19 protein-coding genes are annotated in these 18,342 nt (G+C 62.9%); 4 read left to right on the top strand and 15 right to left on the bottom strand.

What is annotated here, in order from left to right; all coding sequences use genetic code 11:
• Positions 1–117: 117 nt before the first annotated feature.
• From FJ434_RS09225 to FJ434_RS09155, 14 genes are all read right to left on the bottom strand, one after another.
• The gene (locus FJ434_RS09225; protein ID WP_140745793.1) at positions 118–744 is read right to left on the bottom strand and encodes a sarcosine oxidase subunit gamma; all 627 of its coding nucleotides are present in this window, start codon (positions 742–744) and stop codon (positions 118–120) included.
• Positions 737–3,718: a sarcosine oxidase subunit alpha gene (locus FJ434_RS09220; RefSeq protein WP_140745791.1), complete on the bottom strand. Its 2,982-nt coding sequence runs from the start codon at positions 3,716–3,718 to the stop codon at positions 737–739. The genes FJ434_RS09225 and FJ434_RS09220 overlap by 8 nt, the downstream gene beginning before the upstream one ends.
• 226 nt (positions 3,719–3,944) lie before the next feature.
• Positions 3,945–4,220 (bottom strand): sarcosine oxidase subunit delta, encoded by a 276-nt coding sequence (locus FJ434_RS09210; protein ID WP_140507961.1) that lies wholly within the window; start codon positions 4,218–4,220, stop codon positions 3,945–3,947.
• A 14-nt stretch (positions 4,221–4,234) separates the two neighbouring features.
• A complete protein-coding gene (locus tag FJ434_RS09205) occupies positions 4,235–5,488 on the bottom strand; it encodes a sarcosine oxidase subunit beta family protein (protein WP_027142254.1) in 1,254 nt (417 codons plus the stop codon).
• A gap of 38 nt (positions 5,489–5,526) precedes the next feature.
• Positions 5,527–6,834: a type III glutamate--ammonia ligase gene (glnT, locus tag FJ434_RS09200; protein WP_140507959.1), complete on the bottom strand. Its 1,308-nt coding sequence runs from the start codon at positions 6,832–6,834 to the stop codon at positions 5,527–5,529.
• A 32-nt stretch (positions 6,835–6,866) separates the two neighbouring features.
• Complete coding sequence (locus FJ434_RS09195; protein ID WP_015318914.1) at positions 6,867–8,195, bottom strand: FMN-binding glutamate synthase family protein; 1,329 nt, start codon at positions 8,193–8,195, stop codon at positions 6,867–6,869.
• Positions 8,196–8,201: 6 nt separating this feature from the next.
• Positions 8,202–8,903 carry a GXGXG domain-containing protein gene (locus tag FJ434_RS09190; protein WP_246678259.1) on the bottom strand — a complete coding sequence of 234 codons (702 nt, stop codon included), beginning with the start codon at positions 8,901–8,903 and terminating at the stop codon, positions 8,202–8,204.
• A 25-nt stretch (positions 8,904–8,928) separates the two neighbouring features.
• Entirely contained in the window at positions 8,929–9,825 is an 897-nt protein-coding gene (locus FJ434_RS09185) for a glutamine amidotransferase family protein (protein WP_140716964.1), read from the bottom strand.
• A gap of 84 nt (positions 9,826–9,909) precedes the next feature.
• Positions 9,910–10,239: a hypothetical protein gene (locus FJ434_RS09180; protein ID WP_140745785.1), complete on the bottom strand. Its 330-nt coding sequence runs from the start codon at positions 10,237–10,239 to the stop codon at positions 9,910–9,912.
• Positions 10,236–10,925 (bottom strand): hypothetical protein, encoded by a 690-nt coding sequence (locus FJ434_RS09175; protein WP_181165843.1) that lies wholly within the window; start codon positions 10,923–10,925, stop codon positions 10,236–10,238. Before FJ434_RS09175 ends, FJ434_RS09180 begins: the two co-directional genes overlap by 4 nt.
• Before the next feature lie 45 nt (positions 10,926–10,970).
• On the bottom strand, positions 10,971–12,371 hold the full coding sequence (locus FJ434_RS09170) for an APC family permease (protein ID WP_140716960.1): 1,401 nt from the start codon (positions 12,369–12,371) through the stop codon (positions 10,971–10,973).
• 14 nt (positions 12,372–12,385) lie between these two features.
• Positions 12,386–12,547 (bottom strand): hypothetical protein, encoded by a 162-nt coding sequence (locus FJ434_RS09165; protein WP_027142261.1) that lies wholly within the window; start codon positions 12,545–12,547, stop codon positions 12,386–12,388.
• A gap of 32 nt (positions 12,548–12,579) precedes the next feature.
• Positions 12,580–12,957 (bottom strand): hypothetical protein, encoded by a 378-nt coding sequence (locus tag FJ434_RS09160; protein ID WP_140507946.1) that lies wholly within the window; start codon positions 12,955–12,957, stop codon positions 12,580–12,582.
• 11 nt (positions 12,958–12,968) lie between these two features.
• The gene (locus FJ434_RS09155) at positions 12,969–13,256 is read right to left on the bottom strand and encodes a hypothetical protein (protein WP_140507945.1); all 288 of its coding nucleotides are present in this window, start codon (positions 13,254–13,256) and stop codon (positions 12,969–12,971) included.
• A 287-nt stretch (positions 13,257–13,543) separates the two neighbouring features.
• Here FJ434_RS09155 and FJ434_RS09150 point away from each other — a divergent pair, with 287 nt between their 5' ends.
• The 4 genes from FJ434_RS09150 to FJ434_RS09135 all read left to right on the top strand — a co-directional run bounded on the left by FJ434_RS09150 (position 13,544) and on the right by FJ434_RS09135 (position 17,406).
• Positions 13,544–14,677 carry an aminomethyltransferase family protein gene (locus FJ434_RS09150; RefSeq protein WP_140716958.1) on the top strand — a complete coding sequence of 378 codons (1,134 nt, stop codon included), beginning with the start codon at positions 13,544–13,546 and terminating at the stop codon, positions 14,675–14,677.
• 38 nt (positions 14,678–14,715) lie between these two features.
• On the top strand, positions 14,716–15,312 hold the full coding sequence (locus FJ434_RS09145) for a dimethylamine monooxygenase subunit DmmA family protein (RefSeq protein ID WP_027142264.1): 597 nt from the start codon (positions 14,716–14,718) through the stop codon (positions 15,310–15,312).
• The gene (locus tag FJ434_RS09140; RefSeq protein WP_140507939.1) at positions 15,309–16,274 is read left to right on the top strand and encodes a PDR/VanB family oxidoreductase; all 966 of its coding nucleotides are present in this window, start codon (positions 15,309–15,311) and stop codon (positions 16,272–16,274) included. Before FJ434_RS09145 ends, FJ434_RS09140 begins: the two co-directional genes overlap by 4 nt.
• 91 nt (positions 16,275–16,365) lie before the next feature.
• Positions 16,366–17,406, top strand: a complete 1,041-nt coding sequence (locus FJ434_RS09135; RefSeq protein ID WP_140507937.1) for a DUF3445 domain-containing protein — start codon at positions 16,366–16,368, stop codon at positions 17,404–17,406.
• A 67-nt stretch (positions 17,407–17,473) separates the two neighbouring features.
• On the opposite strand, the gene FJ434_RS09130 is transcribed toward FJ434_RS09135, so the two are convergent.
• A complete protein-coding gene (locus tag FJ434_RS09130) occupies positions 17,474–18,190 on the bottom strand; it encodes an XRE family transcriptional regulator (protein WP_140507935.1) in 717 nt (238 codons plus the stop codon).
• Positions 18,191–18,342 lie beyond the last annotated feature (152 nt).

Raw genomic sequence — 18,342 nt, 5'->3', positions numbered from 1 at the left:
GTTTGCCTGTGCGTGAAATTATTTTAGCAGCAAGAATAGCAGCGGAGCGGAGTTTGGCAAGGCGGAGGGTGGCGCTTCTTCCTTCTCCCGCAAGGGGAGAAGGACAGGTGCGCCATGCTACGCCAAGTCCTCCGAACGCCCGATCTCGACACCATACTCGGCACCCGAGTCCAGCATAGTACGCCACAAGCTCTCGGCGAACGTCGCGAACACCAGGACGTTGAACACCGCCTGTCCGTCCCGCGCATCATTGCCGCGCCACAGCGTGACGCTGGTGTGGTCCATCGAGGTGGCTGCCGCGGTTCCGACCGGGAACGCCGCTGGATATAGATCGATCGACGACAGTTTGGCGAGCAGGGCGCGCGCCTTGTCGCCGGAAATGCGGATCAACACCCGCGCATGCGACTGGTCCGACAGCGAAGCCGAGGCCGCGAAACCTGGAGCCAGCGACTCCACCTGATGTCTGCCGCCTTTCGACAGCACGAAGAACTGATCCGGTCCCGACCAGATGAGCGTGGCTTCGGCTGCTCCAGCCGTCTTCGGTGTTTCCGGAACCGCTACGCCGAAATGCGCGTTAGCGGCGCTCGCCATCTCGGCCGCCTTGCCGCGTCGCGCCATCACCTGGACCAGATCGAAATTGCGAATTTCGGTCAGGGTGACGCCGGCCTCGCCATGCGCGCCATACGGTCCCGAAACCAGCACGCGATCGAGCGGGCTGCGGGTTTCCCAGGAAAACTCAGCCACGCTGGCGCCCTCCATCCGGATCGTAGAACACGGGGTTGCAAATCTCGACGTCATAGTTTTCGCCGCGCAGCGGATCGTGCGCATGCACGATCTCACCGATGCGCTCGCGACCGCGTTCGACAAGCCCAAGCCCGATCCATTGGTTTGATATCGGCGAGAAGCAGACCGAGGTGACGTAGCCCTGGTCGTTATCAGGCCCGGCTGTCTGCCCCTTCGGAATGATGTGCGCGCCGGAGCGTAGCCGTCGCGTTTTGTCGGTCGGCTTGATGCCGACGACGACCTGCCGATCCGCAGCAACCAACGCCTCGCGGCCGGCCATCACGCGGCCGATGAAATCTTTCTTGGTCGACATCATCTTGCCGAGGCCGAGATCGGCCGCGGTGGTCGTGCCGCTGAGTTCCGGTCCCGCGACATGACCTTTTTCGATGCGCATGACGCCGAGCGCCTCGGTGCCGTAAGGCGTCACGCCGAACGGCTGGCCCGCGATCATCAGATTGCGGGCCATCGCCTCGCCGTAGCGCGCCGGCACCGAAATCTCGAACGCCATTTCGCCGGAGAAGGAGATGCGGAACAGCCGCGCCTTGACGCCGCCGCGCAACGCGACTTCGCGTGCGCCCATGAAGGGGAAGCCTTCGTTGGAAAGGTCTTCCGAAGAATCGACGATCTCTTTCAACAGGTCGCGGGTTTTGGGTCCGGCGATCGAAAATTGCGCCCACTGGTCGGAGACCGAAGTCAGCTGGACATCGAGTTCAGGGAACAGCACCTGCCGGCAGAATTCGAGATGCTGCATCACCAGTCCGGCCTTGGCCGTGGTGGTGGTCAGGAAATAGTGGTCCTCGGCCAGACGCGACGTGGTGCCGTCATCGTAGACGATGCCGTCCTCGCGCAGCATCAGTCCGTAGCGCGCTTTTCCCACCGCAAGATTGGAGAAGGTATTGATGTAGACGCGGTCGAGGAAGGCGCCGGCGTCGGCGCCATGCACGTCGATCTTGCCAAGCGTCGAGACATCGCAGAAGCCGACGCCGGAGCGCACTGCCTTGACCTCGCGGGTCACCGATTCCAGCCAGTCCTTCTCGCCGGCGCGCGGATACCATTGCGCGCGTTTCCACAGACCGGTGTCGACGAAGATCGCGCCCTGTTCGGCGGCCCAGTGATGCGACGGCGTCAGCCGCGTCGCGTGAAAAGTCTCGTCGCGATGATGGCCGGCGAAGGCGCCTATGGCGACCGGCACATAGGGCGGCCGGTAGATTGTCGTGCCGGTCTCGGGAATGGATTTGCCTGTGACCGCCGCCATGATGGCGAGGCCGGCGACGTTCGAGGTCTTGCCCTGGTCGGTTGCCATGCCGAGCGTGGTGTAGCGCTTCAGGTGCTCGACCGATTCAAAACCTTCGCGCTGCGCCAGCTCGATATCCGATGCGGTGACATCATGCTGCTGGTCGACAAAGGCTTTGCCCTTGCCCGCGACATGCCACAGCGGCGTGAGCGAAAAGGCTTGGTCGTCGGCCACCGGCGTGGAGCCTGTACCATTGCCGTGTCCGGCATCACGTGCCGCCGCCGCGCCCGCCGCAAATCCTTCGCGCAGGCAGGCGCCAAGTCCGAAGGCGCCGTTGGCGGCACCCGCGGCAACCATGCCGGGCGGCGCGCCGTCGGGCACGAAGGCGGCGATGTCGTCGCGCCATTTCGGTCGTCCGCGATGATAGGAGGTGAGCCCGACCGCCGGGTTCCAGCCGCCGGAAACGGCAAGCCCATCAGCTTCTACTTCGGCACGCGCGCCGCCGGTGAGTGCGACGGAAATCTTGCGCACGCCATTCTTGCCGCCGTCGATGCCGCTGACGGTGCCATGCAGGACGGGAAAGCCGCTCTTGCTGGCCAGCGAGCGCTGCTCGGGCGCGATTTCCGCGCGCGCGTCGATCACGGCGGCGATCTGCAGCCCGGCGCCGAGTGCCGTCTCGACCGTGCGCCAGCCATCCTCATTGTTGGTGAACAGCGCGATGCGCTTGGCCGGCGCCGCGGCGTAACGTGCGATATAGCTGCGCATGGCGGACGCCATCATCACGCCCGGCGTGTCGTTGCCGGCAAAGACGATTGGCCGTTCGAGCGCGCCCGCCGCGACGACGCAGCGCTTGGCCACGATCCGCCATAGCCGCTGGCGCACCTGGTGCTCCGGCGGCGAGGGCAGGTGGTCGTTGACGCGCTCGATCGCGCCGTAGGTGCCGCCATCATAGACGCCGAACAGCGTCGTGCGCGTCATGATGCGCACATCGGGCATGGCGGCAAGCTCACTGAGCGTGCGCGCAATCCATTCGGCGGCAGGCAATCCGTCGATCATGCCGCCATCGGCAAGCAGCCGGCCGCCGAGGACAAAATCCTCTTCGCACAGGATGACGCGGGCGCCGCTGCGGCCTGCTGCGAGGGCGGCCGCGAGGCCAGTCGGGCCAGAGCCGGCGATCAGCACGTCGCAATGCGCCCAGGCCTTGTCGTAATGGTCTGGATCGGCGATGCCCGCGGCGCGGCCAAGACCGGCGGCACGGCGGATCGCCGGCTCATAGATCGCTTCCCAGAACTTCGCCGGCCACATGAAGGTCTTGTAGTAAAAACCGGCGACGAAGATCGGCGCGAACAGCTGGTTGACCGACATCACGTCGAAGTCGAGCGACGGCCAGCGGTTCTGGCTGGCGGCGTCGAGCCCTTCATAGAGCTCCGCCGTCGTCGCCTTGGTGTTCGGCTCGCGCCGTGCACCGCCGCGCAATTCGACCAGCGCGTTGGGCTCTTCCGAGCCAGCGGTCAGAATGCCGCGCGGGCGGTGATACTTGAACGAGCGGCCAACCAGCTTGACGCCGTTGGCAACCAATGCCGAGGCAAGCGTGTCGCCTTTGAAACCGGAGAAGCTCTTGCCGTCGAAACTGAAGTTGAGCGGCGCCGAGCGGTCGACGAGACCGCCGTCGGCGAGGCGATTGGGTTGAAAGGAAGTCACGATGCACGCCTCACAATCGGAAGGTCGGCGCCGCCCTTCATCGCCCTGTCGGGCACTTCGCCCCGTATAGTGACGGGGAGAAGGCGGCTGGCCGCGATGCTGGCTCTCTTCCTGCAACGCTGGCGATTGGCGAAACCGGCGATGGCAGCGCCCCTCTCCCCGTCCCTATACGGGGAGAGGATGCCGGCAGGCAGGTGAGGGGCAGCGCCGAGTTCGATAGGAAACCTCATTTCGCGACCTGCCTAGCGCCGGCACCTGCCGCTGGTTCGACCGCCGAAATCTCGTGCGTCAGCGTGTTGCGGGTGACTTTCAGCCAAGCCCGGCAACCGCCGCCGTGATACCAGTTCTCGTCCATCACGCCGGCGATGTTGTCGCGCAGATAGACGTAATCGTAGACCTCATCTTCCGATGCTCCAGGTGCCGGCCGCACCGGCTTGGCGTCGCCGAGATAGGTGAATTCGCCGAGTTCGCGTTCTCCGCAGAAGGGACAGGTGATGCGCATGGTTCCAGCCGCCTTCAGTGCAGGTTCGGTTGGGCGCCCTGGCCCTTTTCGTCGATGACAGCACCAGACCGGAACCGGTCGAGACGGAAGCGGGCGGCCTCCTCATGCGATTCATCGCGGGCAAGCAGATGGGCGAAGACAAAGCCTGAGCCAGGTGTCGCCTTGAAGCCGCCATAGCACCAGCCGGCGTTGAGATAGAGCCCGTCGACCGGTGTCTTGTCGATGATCGGCGAACCATCCATCGACATGTCCATGATGCCGCCCCATTGGCGCAGCAGGCGCACGCGGCCGATCATCGGCATCAGCGCCATGCCGCCCTCGCAGACATCTTCCATGACAGGCATGTTGCCGCGCTGGGCGTAGGAATTGTAGCCGTCGATGTCGCCGCCGAAGACCAGCCCGCCCTTGTCGGACTGGCTGACATAGAAATGGCCGGCGCCGAAGGTCATGACACCGGGAATGAGAGGCTTGATCGCCTCCGAGACGAAGGCCTGCAGCACATGGCTTTCGATCGGCAGCCGCAGGCCGGCCATTGCCGCGACGCGAGACGAAGAGCCGGCTACTGCCATGCCGACCTTGCCGGCGCCGATCCTGCCGCGCGACGTCTCGACGCCGGTCACCTTGCCGTTGGCGTCCCTAACAAAGCCGGTAACTTCGCAGTTCTGGATGATGTCGACGCCGAGTTCGCTGGCAGCGTGGGCGTAGCCCCAGGCCACGGCGTCGTGCCGCGCCGTGCCGCCGCGCCGTTGCAGCAGCCCGCCCTGCACGGGAAAGCGCGCATTGTCGAAATTCAGGAACGGGATCATCTTCCTGACCGCCGCCAGGTCGAGCAGTTCGGCGTCGATACCGTTGATGCGCATGGTGTTGCCGCGCCGCGCATAGGCGTCGCGCTGCGCGTCGGAATGGTAGAGGTTGATGACGCCGCGCTGGCTGACCATCGCGTTGTAGTTGAGGTCCTGCTCCATCCGCTCCCACAGCTTCATCGACAATTCGTAGAAGCCGGTATTGCCGGGCAGGCCGTAATTGGAGCGAATGATGGTGGTGTTGCGGCCGGCATTGCCGGAGCCGATCCAGCCCTTTTCCAGCACCGCGACATTTTTGATGCCGAACTCGCTGGCCAGGAACCAGGCGGTGGCCAGCCCATGGCCGCCACCGCCGATGATCACGACGTCATAGCGATCCTTCGGCGCGGCGTCGCGCCAGGTGCGTTGCCAGTTCTTGTGGCCGGAAAGAGCGGCGCGGGCGAGCGAGAAGATCGAGTATTTCATAAAATCATTCCAAGGCCGCTCGCCCTACGCGTTGGAGGTCAGATATCCAGCGTGTGGTCGCGCTCCCACTGCGTGAAGTGCGAAGCATAGGAATTCCATTCCTGGTGCTTCAGCTTTAGGTATGCCGACGAAAATTCCTCACCCAGCGCCGCCTTGAGCGATTTGTCGTGGTCGAACTCGCGCAGCGCGTCGAGCAGGTTGAGCGGCAGTTTCGGCGCATCTGTGACGGTATGGCCGAGCTGGTACATGTCGATGTCGTAGCGCTTGCCGGGATCGGCCTTGGAGCGGATGCCGTCGAGGCCGGCGGCGATGATGACGGCCTGCAGCAAATACGGGTTGGCCGCGCCGTCGGGCAGGCGCAGCTCGAAGCGGCCCGGCCCCGGCACGCGCACCATGTGGGTGCGGTTGTTGCCGGTCCAGGTCACCGTGTTCGGCGCCCAGGTCGCGCCCGAAATGGTGCGCGGCGCGTTGATGCGCTTGTAAGAATTCACCGTCGGATTGGTAATCGCGGCAAGCGCCGAAGCGTGCTTCATGATGCCCCCGAGGAAATTCTTGCCCTTGGCCGAGAGGCCGAGTTCCATCGACTTGTCGGCAAACACATTGGTCTTGCCGGTCTCGTCCCACACCGAGATATGGGCATGGCAGCCATTGCCGGTCAGGCCCTGGAAGGGTTTGGGCATGAAAGTCGCGCGCAGCCCATGCTTTTCAGCGATCGACTTGACCATGAACTTGAAGAAGGAGTGCTTGTCGGCGGTCGGCAACGCGTCGTCGAAGGCCCAGTTCATCTCGAACTGGCCGTTGGCGTCCTCGTGATCGTTCTGGTAGGCGCCCCAGCCGAGCGCCAGCATGTGGTCGCAGATCTCGGCGATGACATCGTAACGGCGCATCACCGCCTGCTGGTCGTAGCAAGGCTTCGAAGCCGTGTCGTATTCGTCGGAGATCGCCTTGCCGTCCGGCGAGATCAGGAAGAACTCGGCCTCGACGCCGGTCTTGACATGCATGCCGTCGGCGGCTGCCTCGGCGATCAGCCGCTTCAGCGTGTTGCGCGGCGCCTGGCCGACCTCCTTGTCGTCCATGATGCAGTTGGCGGCGACCCAGGCGACTTCCGGTTTCCATGGCAGCTGGATGACCGAGTCCGGATCCGGCACCGCCAGCATGTCGGGATGCGCCGGCGTCAGATCGAGCCAGGTGGCGAACCCGGCGAAGCCCGCACCGTCCTTCTGCATGTCGGCGATCGCCTGCGCCGGCACCAGCTTGGCGCGCTGGCCACTGAACAGGTCAGTGTAGGAAATCATGAAATATTTTACGCCGTTCTCTTTGGCGAATGCGGCGAGATCGTTCCCCATTATAGTTCCTCGCTTATGTCTTTGGATGTGTTCTAGAAGCCGTTCTTTCCCGGTATCCAGTTGGTGCCGGCCAGCGGCACGCCGGCCATGGCGGCGGCCTCGATCGTCAATGCGACGAGGTCCTCGGGTTCGAGATTGTGCAGGCTGTTCTTGCCGCAGGCGCGGGCGATGGTCTGCGCCTCCAGCGTCATCACCTTCAAATAGTTCGCCAGCCGGCGCCCGGCGGCCACGGGGTCGACCCGCTTCATCAGTTCCGGATCCTGCGTGGTGATGCCGGCAGGGTCTTTGCCCTCATGCCAGTCGTCATAGGCGCCTGAGGTGGTGCCGAGTTCGTTGTACTCCGCCTCCCAGCGGGGATCATTGTCGCCGAGCGCCACGAGTGCCGCCGTGCCGATCGACACCGCGTCGACGCCGAGCGCCAGCGCCTTGGCGACATCGGCGCCGTTGCGGATGCCGCCGGAGACGATCAGCTGCACCTTGCGGTGCATGCCGAGATCCTGCAGCGCCTGCACGGCTGGCCTGATACAGGCGAGCGTCGGCTGGCCGACATTTTCGATGAACACTTCCTGCGTCGCCGCCGTGCCGCCCTGCATGCCGTCGACCACCACGACATCGGCGCCGGCCTTCACCGCGAGTGCCGTATCATAGTAGGGGCGGGCGCCACCGACCTTGACGTAGATCGGCTTTTCCCAGTCGGTGATTTCACGCAATTCGAGGATCTTGATCTCAAGGTCGTCCGGGCCGGTCCAGTCGGGGTGGCGCGAGGCCGAGCGCTGGTCGATGCCTTTCGGCAGCGTCCGCATCTCGGCGACGCGATCGGAAATTTTCTGGCCAAGCAGCATGCCGCCGCCGCCGGGCTTGGCGCCCTGGCCGACGACGACTTCGATGGCATCGGCGCGGCGCAGGTCGCGCAGGTTCATGCCATAGCGCGACGGCAGGTACTGATAGACCAGTTGCTTGGAATGACCGCGTTCTTCCTCGGTCATGCCGCCATCGCCGGTTGTAGTCGATGTGCCCGACAGCGTCGCGCCGCGCCCGAGCGCTTCCTTGGCCGGGCCGGATAGCGAGCCGAAGCTCATGCCGGCGATGGTGATCGGGATCTTTAGTTCGATCGGCTTCTTCGCATGCCGCGACCCCAGTACCACTGACGTGTCGCAGCGCTCGCGGTAGCCTTCTAGCGGATAGCGCGAAATCGAGGCGCCGAGAAACAGAAGATCATCGAAATGCGGCAGCTTGCGTTTGGCGCCGGCACCTCTGATATCGTAGATGCCGGTCGCCGCGGCGCGGCGGATTTCGGAAAGCGTGTAGTCGTCGAAGGTCGCGGATTTGCGCGGCGTCGTCGGCGGGTTGCGATAGGTCATGCTGCCTCAATACGCGTCGGCGTTGTCGATATTGAAATTGTAGAGCGTGCGCGCCGAGCCGTAGCGCTTGAACTCCGACGGCTTGACGCCGGTCACGCCGGCGCGATCCAGCAGATCCTGCAGCAACTCCAGATGCTCGGGCCGCAACTCCTTGGCAATGCAGTCGGCGCCCAGGCTGTCGACCTTGCCGCGTACGAAGAGCCGCGCCTCGTAGATGGAATCGCCCAGCGCGTCGCCGGCATCGCCCAGCACCACGAGATTGCCGGACTGCGCCATGAAGGCCGACATGTGGCCGATATTGCCGTGCACGACGATGTCGATGCCCTTCATTGAGATGCCGCAGCGCGACGACGCATTGCCTTCGATGACCAGCAGCCCACCCTTGCCGGTGGCGCCGGCATACTGGCTGGCGTCGCCCTTGATGACGATGGAACCCGACATCATGTTCTCGCCGACGCCCGGGCCGGCCGAACCATGCACGGTGATCGTGCTGCCCGAATTCATGCCGCCGCAGTAATAGCCGACGCTGCCGCGCACATCGATGCTGACGGGCTGGTCGACGCCGACGGCGACCGAATGGCTGCCTTTCGGGTTGAGCACTTCCCACGCCGTCTCGTTCGAGCCGGGAGCCAGATTGTGCAGCGCCTGGTTGAGTTCGCGCAGCGACAGGACGTCGAGGTCGAAGACGCGCGCATGGCTGTCGCGCATTGCCTTGGAGGTTGCCGGCATGAACTCAATGCTCCCAGAAATAGACGGTTGCGGGCTCCGGTTCCCAGACCCTCGCATTGTCTATGCCGGGCAGTTTGGTCAGCGCGCGATATTCCGAGCCGAAGGCGACATACTGGTCGGTCTCGGCCATCACGGCGGGCTTGCAGGCGATCGGATCGCGCACCACGCCAAAACCGTTCTTGGTGCCGACGACGAAGGTGAAGAAGCCGTCGAGGTCGGAGAGCGTGCCTTCCAGTGCCTCGCCGAGGTTCTTGCCATGGGCCATCTGCGAGGAAAGGTAGGCGGCCGCCACCTCGGTATCGTTCTCGGTCTCGAATTTCATGCCTTCGCGCACCAGCTCGCGGCGGACATTGTTGTGGTTGGACAACGAACCATTGTGCACCAGGCACTGGTCGGCACCCGTCGAGAATGGATGCGCGCCCATCGTCGTCACCGCCGATTCCGTCGCCATGCGGGTGTGGCCGATGCCATGCGTGCCGGTCATCTTGCGGACATCGAAGCGATCGACGACAGCTTCGGGCAGGCCGACTTCCTTGTAGATCTCCACCGCTTCGCCGGCGCCCATGATGCGGATGTCGGGCCTGAGCGACTGGAGGGCTTCACGCGCCGCGTCGACCTTGTCGGGCGTGGTCCTGACCACCGCGTGTGTCGATTTGACCGCAATGCTCACCGGCGCTCCGAGAGCCTTGGCGAGTTCGGCGTCCAGACCGCGGAAATCGCGTTCCGGCTTCGGCGACTGGATGGTGATCTTGGCCTCGTTGCCTGATGTCGCGCCATAGATGGCGATGCCGGCGCTGTCAGGGCCGCGATCGCTGAGCGATACCAGCATCTCCGACAGCATAGCGCCGAGCTTCGGCTCCAGCGCCTTGTCCTTCAGGAAAAGTCCAACGATTCCGCACATGTCAGCCTCCCGACGTTTGTGACTAGAGATGATGTACCGAATGAAATCCTGGAATTCAATGGGATGAAAAAAATTTTCCTCTGATTACGTATGCGGCTCAATGCCACTCTGCGTATTATTGCCCTGCGGTCGGGCATTATGAGCCCATTTGGCGGTACGGATGCGGGCGATCTTGTAGGCGTCGAGGATCGACAGCGCATAGATCAGAAAGCCGCCCGCATGACGGCCGACGAAGCTCGCATCCGGCGGCGAAATCTTGGCGGTCACCCAGGCCAGGATGACCATGAAGAAAAGGAACTGCAGTCCGCGCACGGGTACGCCAAGAATGACATGACCGCTTGCCGGCAGCACGATTGCGGCGCCCATGACGAGATAAGGGCTCACGGGTGCCGGCGATGTGTTTGAAGTGCTCATGCCACCTGCCGTTCGCCTTGGTTGATGGCGTCCCGCAGCTTCGAGAGAGAAACGAGCAGCCGCTCGATCAGCGTCGCATCGATCCGCGTGTCACCGAACGCTGCTTGCCGGAAGACGCCGTAGCGCGCCCGCTCTGCCTCGGCCAGCAGCCACACGATGCGCACTCCGTTTGGCGTGATCAGCAGCTCCTTGGCGCGGCCATCCGCAAAGGTTTCAAGATGACCGGCGATGATGCCTTGCGGGAAACGCGTGCCTCTGCGATCCGTCCGCAGCACCGCTTCGGCTGGAAATCCCGGAGCTTTCGGCAGCGTATGGTCCAGATGATCGAAATTGGAGAAGGTCGTCGGTGAGCCCGGCCGCATCATCATATCGAAAATGGCGGGTACCGCGACCTTCTCGGTGATCGAAACACTAAGCCAGCGCGCCGGCAGCTTCCGCGTCGCCAGCGTGTCGACAATGGTGCGCAACTGGACGCGTTGGCCGTTCCACGAACCTTCCCAGGTGATGACGCCGGCGGTGCCGTCCGAGACATTGGCCGCGTCCGCGACGACGGTGCGAATGCTGGCATCGTCGTCGGCGAGCGCTGCCGAGGCCCTGTCGCGGCTGCGGCGTGCCAGCCACGCAAAATGAAGGACGAGAGCCAGGACAATTGCCCCGGCAAGCAGTGCTGATGTCACTTCGGACATTTTTTCGTGCAAGGCCTGTCCAGATCCTGGGCGGGCCTACTCCCATCAATAGCCCTGCGGCTTCGGCCACGGCATGGTGAACTGGTCGCCCCGCCGCACGAATTTGTAGCGGTAGAAATGGAACCACAGCGAGATCAGGAAATAGAAGGCGACCATGGCGATCAACTGCGAGCCGAAGCCGAGGAAGATGGCGAAGAAGGTCACCACGCACAGGCAGAACAGGACGATTGCCGGCAGCGGATGGAAGGGGTGCGTGTAGCCGCGGCGGATCGAGCCCAGCGGCCACTTCTTCCTGAACATCATGATGTTGATGCTCATGAAAGTGTATTGCAGCACGCCCGACAGGATCGAGAAGGTGATCGCCTGGTTGAGATCGGCGATGAAGGCGAAGGCCAGTGCGATTGGCAGCAGGAACAGGATCGACCGGTAGGGCGTGCGGTATTTCGGATGGACCGCCGAAAACCAGCTCGGCAGATAGCGGTCGCGGCCGAGCGAGAACCAGGCGCGCGCCGCGTCGTTGATGCAGCCATTGGCGGAGGCAAGCGCGGCGAGCAGCGTCGCTATGAACAGAAGGTTCTCCAGCAGCGGGCTGCCGGTCAGCTTGCCGGCGTCCCAGAGCGGATAATAGGTAATGCCGAGATATTCCCAAGGCATCAGCGAGGCGCAGACATACCAGGTCATGGCGGCGGCGATCAGAAGCGTGATCATGCCGGCCATGGTGCCGTAGGGCAGGGAACGTGCCGGCGAGCGCACTTCCTCGGCCGCCTGCGTGGTGCCTTCGATGCCGAGATAATACCAGATGCCGAACTGGAAGGCGGCGATGACGCCGATCCAACCATAAGGCAGCGCGTTGCCTGGAGTGACCAGTTCGTTGAGCTTCAGCACCGCGCCTTGCGTCCACGGGCTGACCGAGAAGAACAGGACGACGATCGAGACATAGGCGATGGCCGTTATGACGAAGTTGACGTTGAGCGTCATCAGCACGCCGCGATAGTTGAGCCAGGCCAGAACCACGATGGTGGCAGCGATGAAGGAATTGTGGGTCAGCCCTTCTACACCCGCCTTGGCGACGATGGTGTCGCCGAGCAGGATGGCGTCGGAGACTTCCAGCATCGTATAGGCAAAGACAAGGAACAGCGCGACGTTGAACGCCATCAGCGGGCCAACGATGTGCTTGGCCTGCGCATATTGGCCGCCGGCGGCGGCCACCGTCGACGTCACCTCGGAATCGATCATGGCCACCGAGGTGTAGAGCAGCCCGACGACCCAGCACACGATCAGGGCCGCCAGCGCGCCGCCCTTGTCGGCCGAGAAATTCCAGCCGGTGAACTCGCCGACCAGAACGATGCCGACACCGAGCGCCCAGACATGGGCCGGGCCAAGCACCCGAAGCAGCGATACCCGATCGCCGTGAATTGTGGTGGTGGTTTCAAGCGCGACCGTCATCGATCAATCCCCACTCAGATCCGGTGTTTTTCGGAAACGGCTTCAAGCTCGCCTTCGCGCGACGAGGTCAGAACGTCCTCGGAGTAGTTCGTATCGACCTTGAACCAGTCGTAGAGCATCCAAAGCGCGAGCACGATCGAGATGCCCCAGCATGCGTAAGAGAGTGCCACCCACATGATCGTGTCCCCAAATTCTTCGTCGTCAAACTCTATTTGTCGTCGAACTTTTCGTTGATGACATCGCGATATTCGCGGTCGGATGCCCGGAACAGGAACACGAAATAACCGATCAGCACGGCCGCCATGATGATCAGCGTCGGCCAGTCGATGATGTAGTGGAACCGGTTCTGGATGACGTCGTGCGCGGTCTCCGGCGTATAGCCGAGCTTTTCCCAGATCGACGCCATGGTCGGATTCTGCCCGAGCGCTTCCCAGGTCTTGGCATCGAGCGCATCGATGGATTTCGCGGCACCGGCAAGACCAAGCTTCAGCGGCAGCCACAGCGCCACGAAGATGGCGACCACGACAATGGCGATATCGAAGACTTGCCCGGCCTTGCTCTGCTCCGGCGGCGTATAGCGGGACATTGTTTCTCCCCTCAGGACTTGCGGTTGCGGGACGCGTCGGCGTTCTTGATGTCGAGCCCGTAGATGAACTCCTTGTCTTCCTTGTAGTGTTTGACCATCGCCAGGATGGCTGCCGTGTTGAAGATGAGCACCGCGGCGGCGGCCAGAGCAACGACGGCCTTGATGCCGCCCTGCGGAATGTATGGCCATGTCATGAAGAGGACGAAGAGGATCGTCGCCCACAGGCAGACGATCAGGAGCGCGGATCCGCGCAAGTCGGAGCGGTACAGCGCCTCGATGCGCTGCTGCAGGTCTGACATCGGTTTTCCCCTTCTTTGCCGACGTCCGGTTCCGAATCCACCGCCCGCCGCTCTCTTTCAAGAGAGTGAAATTTTTTTCATAAGTTCCGCCCGAATCTCGGACTTGTCAAGACCAATTTACGTGGCGTTAACCGCTCGTTTCGAGTGAACAATTTTGCCTGACAATGAAATTATTTGCTTCAAGGGGATTGCAGGCTTCCCGCGTTTGCGGTCAATATTCCATCCAAAGCTCCGGCCTCAGGCAAAGGAGCAGGGAACAGCAGGATTTTCGAACGGAGGACGAGCGGATGACGGCATCCTGGAGATTTTCAACCCTGGCGGATCGCCATCGCGCTCTGGGGTCGAAACTCGAAGACTGGAGCGGTATGGGCACCGCCTGGACCTACGACAAGGATGCCGATGAGGAATATATCGCCATCCGCACCAAGGCCGGGCTCATGGATGTTTCCGGCCTGAAGAAGGTGCACATCACAGGGCCGCACGCCTCGCATCTCATCGACCTCGCCACAACGCGTGACGTCGAAAAAATCTATCCCGGCAAGTCGGCCTATGCCTGCATGCTGAACGAAGCGGGAAAGTTCACCGACGACTGCATCCTCTACCGCACGGGACCGAATTCCTGGATGGTGGTGCACGGCTCGGGCACCGGCCACGAGGAACTGCAGCGGGCGGCGATGGGCCGCGACGTGTCGCTGCGCTTCGACGACAATCTGCACGATTTGTCGCTGCAGGGGCCGGCGGCGGTCGATTATCTGGCCAAGCACGTGTCCGGCATCCGCGACCTCAACTATTTCCATCACATGCAGACGCAGCTGTTCGGCTTCCCCGTCATGATCTCGCGCACCGGCTATACGGGCGAGCGCGGATACGAGATCTTCTGCCGTGGCCAGGATGCCGGCACGATCTGGGACAGGATCCTCGACGAGGGCAAGGGCGCCGGCATCATTCCGTGCCGCTTCACCACCCTCGATATGCTGCGCGTCGAGAGCTACCTCTTGTTCTACCCCTATGACAATTCGCAGAAATACCCGTTCGAGAACGAAGGCCCCGGCGACACGCTTTGGGAACTCGGGCTCGACTTCACCGTCAGCCCCGGCAAGACCGGGTTCCGCGGCGCCGAAGAGCACTATCGCCTGAAAGGCAAGGAGCGCTTCAAGATCTACGGCGTCCTGCTCGACGGCAGGGAACCGGCCGATGAAGGCGCTCCGATCTATCGCGACGGCAAAAAGGTCGGCGTGGTCACCTGCGCCATGTATTCGCCGCTGGTCGAGAAATCGATGGGCATCGCCCGGCTCGACGTCGACTGCGCGGTCAAGGACACCAAGCTCGAAATCCGTAACAAGAGCGGTCCCATCAAGGCGACGGCGCAGCCCTTGCCGTTCGACGATCCCAAGAAGACCAAGCGCACGGCGAAAGGCTGAGGCATAATCGACGAGGGGTTTCGAGGCACAAAGACAGAATGGCAGCCAAGACCATCATCAGCCGGCCGATTTACGGGACCTTGTCTCCGCAGCCCGGCACGCATCATCTTTTCCTAGCGGATGCGGAAGGCGCGCTCGCGATAACGGACATGGCCGCCAGGGCTCCGGGCGGGTTCTTCGACGGGGCCGAAATCGTCTTTATTCCCGGTCCTGACGGCCAATACGTTGCCGCTCTCGAAGCGTTGAAGCCGGCGCAACTGCACATCGCGCCGTCCTTCGCCAGTCTGCTGCCACGTCTGAGGCAGACGCTGACCAACGCGCATATGGGTCTGCGCCTCTATCTCGCCGGCACCGAAGGGCTGATCGGCCAGGCCATGCAGGTGGCGCTCGAAGCCGGCATCGATCACACCTCCATGCAGACCGAGCATCGCGGCTCGCTGGCAAGGCGCATGCAGTGCGTGCACTGCAAGGGCATCACCGAGAATGTCACGACGCAGCCGGCGACCTGTTCGCATTGTGGCCTGCTTCTGTTGGTACGCGATCACTATTCAAGGCGCCTCGCCGCGTTCCAGGGCGTCTGCATCAATGCCGAAGATCGCAGTGAAATTCCTCCCATGGAGGAGATCTTTCGATGAGCACCGGAACCACCAAGCTCGACGTCGTCGTCGGCGATGTCGTCCCGGTCAACGACTTGGTCACCCGTTTCCATTTTCGCCGGCGTGATGGTGAGCTGTTGCCGACCTTTTCCGGCGGCGCCCATGTCGTGGTCGAGATGCGCGATGGCGAGCGCACAAGGCTCAATCCCTATTCGCTGATGGGCTCGCCGCTCGACACGCGCGAATACACCATCTCGGTGCGCCGCGACGATGTCGGTCGTGGCGGCTCGCTGTTCATGCACAGGTCGGTCAAGCCGGGCCTGGAGATGGTGATCAGCTATCCCGTCAATCTGTTCTCACTCGATCTCAGGGCCAAAAAGCACCTGATGCTGGCCGGCGGCATCGGCATCACGCCGTTCATGGCCCAGACCGCGCAACTGGCGGGCGAAGGCGGCAATTTCGAACTGCACTACACCTGCCGCACCGCCTCGCTCGGCACCTATGCCGACGTGCTGCGGGAGCGCTACGGCCGTCGAGTCAGGCTCTATCACGATGACCGCGAGGAGCGCATAGAGCTCGACCGGATGCTGTCCTCGCAGCCGCTCGGCACGCATCTCTATGTCTGCGGCCCCGCCGGCATGATTAACTGGGTGCGCGAGCGGGCTGCCGCGCTCGGCTGGCCGCCGGAGACAGTGCACTACGAGCATTTCGCGGCGCCGCAGCCCGGCCTGCCGTTCGACGTGACGCTTGCCGTCAGCGGCAAGACCATCCGCGTCGGCGAGCAGCAGAGCCTGCTCGAAGCCATCGAAGCCGCCGGCGTCGATCCGCCCTATCTCTGCCGTGGCGGCGTCTGCGGCCAATGCGAGACCAACGTCATCTCTTGTGACGGCAAGTTCATCCACAACGACCATTGGCTGAGTGAGGAAGACCACCGTTCGGGCAGGAAGATCATGCCGTGCGTATCGCGCTTCGAAGGCCGGTCGCTGGTGCTGGAGCGATAGAGCATTTTGCAGCCAAGTTAGTACACTTGGCGTCGCAGAAATGCGGCTAAAACAAAGAGATAGAGCGGGCATCCCCCTCTAGGAGGAAATCATGGGCATCACCTTTCGCAAGGAAACGTTCCGCGACGACTTCACCTTCAGGAACAGCCCTGAGCACATCAGGCGGTTTCCGTTCCCGTTCCACGAAGACAGCTACATGTACGCGGTCAACATCGAGCCGCATGTCGTCGGCCCGAAAGGCTCGGTGCTGGAGAACCTGATCGACGTCGACGAGCACTATGTCGCCGAGATGCAGGACCGCGCACTGGTGCTGGCCGAGGATCCGCTGCGCTGCCAGTCGCTGCCGCACATGACGCTCGCCGGCTGGGACCTGCTGGAACTTTTGATGGAGCAGCAGGCGCTGGGCTATCCCGAGCATTTCACGCTGACGCGCGATGGCGACCGCTGGCGCTGGATCAACCGGCCGCTCGGCATCGACGACACCTTCACCTTCGGCGACACCTCGACCTTGCCTTACGGGCCGATGGAATACATCACCCGCCAGAGCCAGGGCGATTTCTGCATACTCGACCAGCGCGACGGCAATCTGTGGATGGATGCCGGCATGGTCACCACCCAGGCCGACTGGTCGCTCGATTTCGACATCGGCATGAATTTCTTCGAGTGGCACGCCCCGGTGCCGCTGGCGCATGAGAAGGGAATTTTCGTAAGGGCGCTAAAATTCCTCACCAACATCCAGCAGGGCAAACCGGCCAGGCGCCTGAACTGGACGATGACCATCAATCCGCGCCTCGATACCAGCCCCGAAAATTATCACAAATGGGGACCGGACCGCACGACCGTGACGCCCGAGAATGTCGGCGACAAGGTGCATCTGCGGGTCGAACTGCAAAGCTTCTGGCGCCTGCCGCGCTCCAACGGCATCGTCTTCCCGATCCGCTGCTACCTGATCAAGATGGACGAGTTGGTGACGCAACCGAAATGGGCACGGCGCCTGCACCGCGTGATCCGCGATCTGCCCGAGGAACTGGCCAATTACAAAGGCCTGACCCGGTATCGGTCGACGCTTGTCGAGTGGCTGTCGAAGCTGGATGATGGGAGTGCGACGAGCCCGGGGTTTGGGCCGGAATAAATTGCTGGTATTGGCGCTGCTCTCCACGTAACCAATCTCCCCCACGACGAGGGGGGAGATCGGCCACTTACCCCGCACTATTCTGCGGATAGCAAATAATCGACAAATAGCGCATCGGCAGCTTCGTCAGTTGTTCGGGCCCGTGCGGTGCGTCGGCGTCGAAGAACAGGCTGTCGCCAGGTTTCATCGGATAGAGGTTGCTGCCGTGCCGGTAAACGACCTCGCCCTCGAGCATGTAGAGGAACTCCATGCCCTCATGCTGGAAAGTCGGGAACACGTCGGAATCCTCGGTCAGCGTGATCAGATAGGGCTCGACGACGACGCCGCTGGTGTTCGAGCCGATATGGCCGAGCAGATTGTATTGGTGGCCGGCGCGCGTGCCGCGGCGTTCGACATCGAGGCCTTGGCCGGCCTTGACGAAGACAGCACTTCGCTCCTCCTCGAAGCGGCGGAAGAAGGCGGTGACGGGAACGCCGAGCGCCCGCGACAGCGCCTGCAAGGTGGTGAGCGACGGCGAGGTGATGCCATTCTCGATCTTCGACAGCATGCCCAGCGAAATGTCGGTGGCAACCGCGAGATCCGCGACGGTGATGCCGAGCTTCTTGCGGAAGGCCCGCACCTCGCGGCCGATTGCGACCTCCAGCACTTTTTCGCGGGTGTCGCGAATGGCGTGCGGGTTTTGTGTCAGTGGCGCGCGGATGGTCCTGCCGTCCGCCGAGACTTTCGGTGACGGTTTTGCCTTTGCGCTCGCGGGAGCCTTGGTATCCGAAATTGCCTTTGCCATGTGCCCCCCGATCGTCAGGATTTATTTCACTCAAGGTGAACATGTCAGGTGCAGGTACAGAGCGCAACCGCAACGGCAAGTCATCTTATGTCGCACACGGCAGTGCAGCCATCGCGGCTGCCGCAGGTTTTTCGCCAGGAATCCGCTGTGCG

Source organism: Mesorhizobium sp. B2-5-13 (assembly GCF_006440535.1).
GTDB lineage: Bacteria > Pseudomonadota > Alphaproteobacteria > Rhizobiales > Rhizobiaceae > Mesorhizobium > Mesorhizobium salmacidum.
The sequence above is the reverse complement of the archived record's forward strand: the minus strand, read 5'-3'. Positions and strand labels throughout refer to the sequence as shown.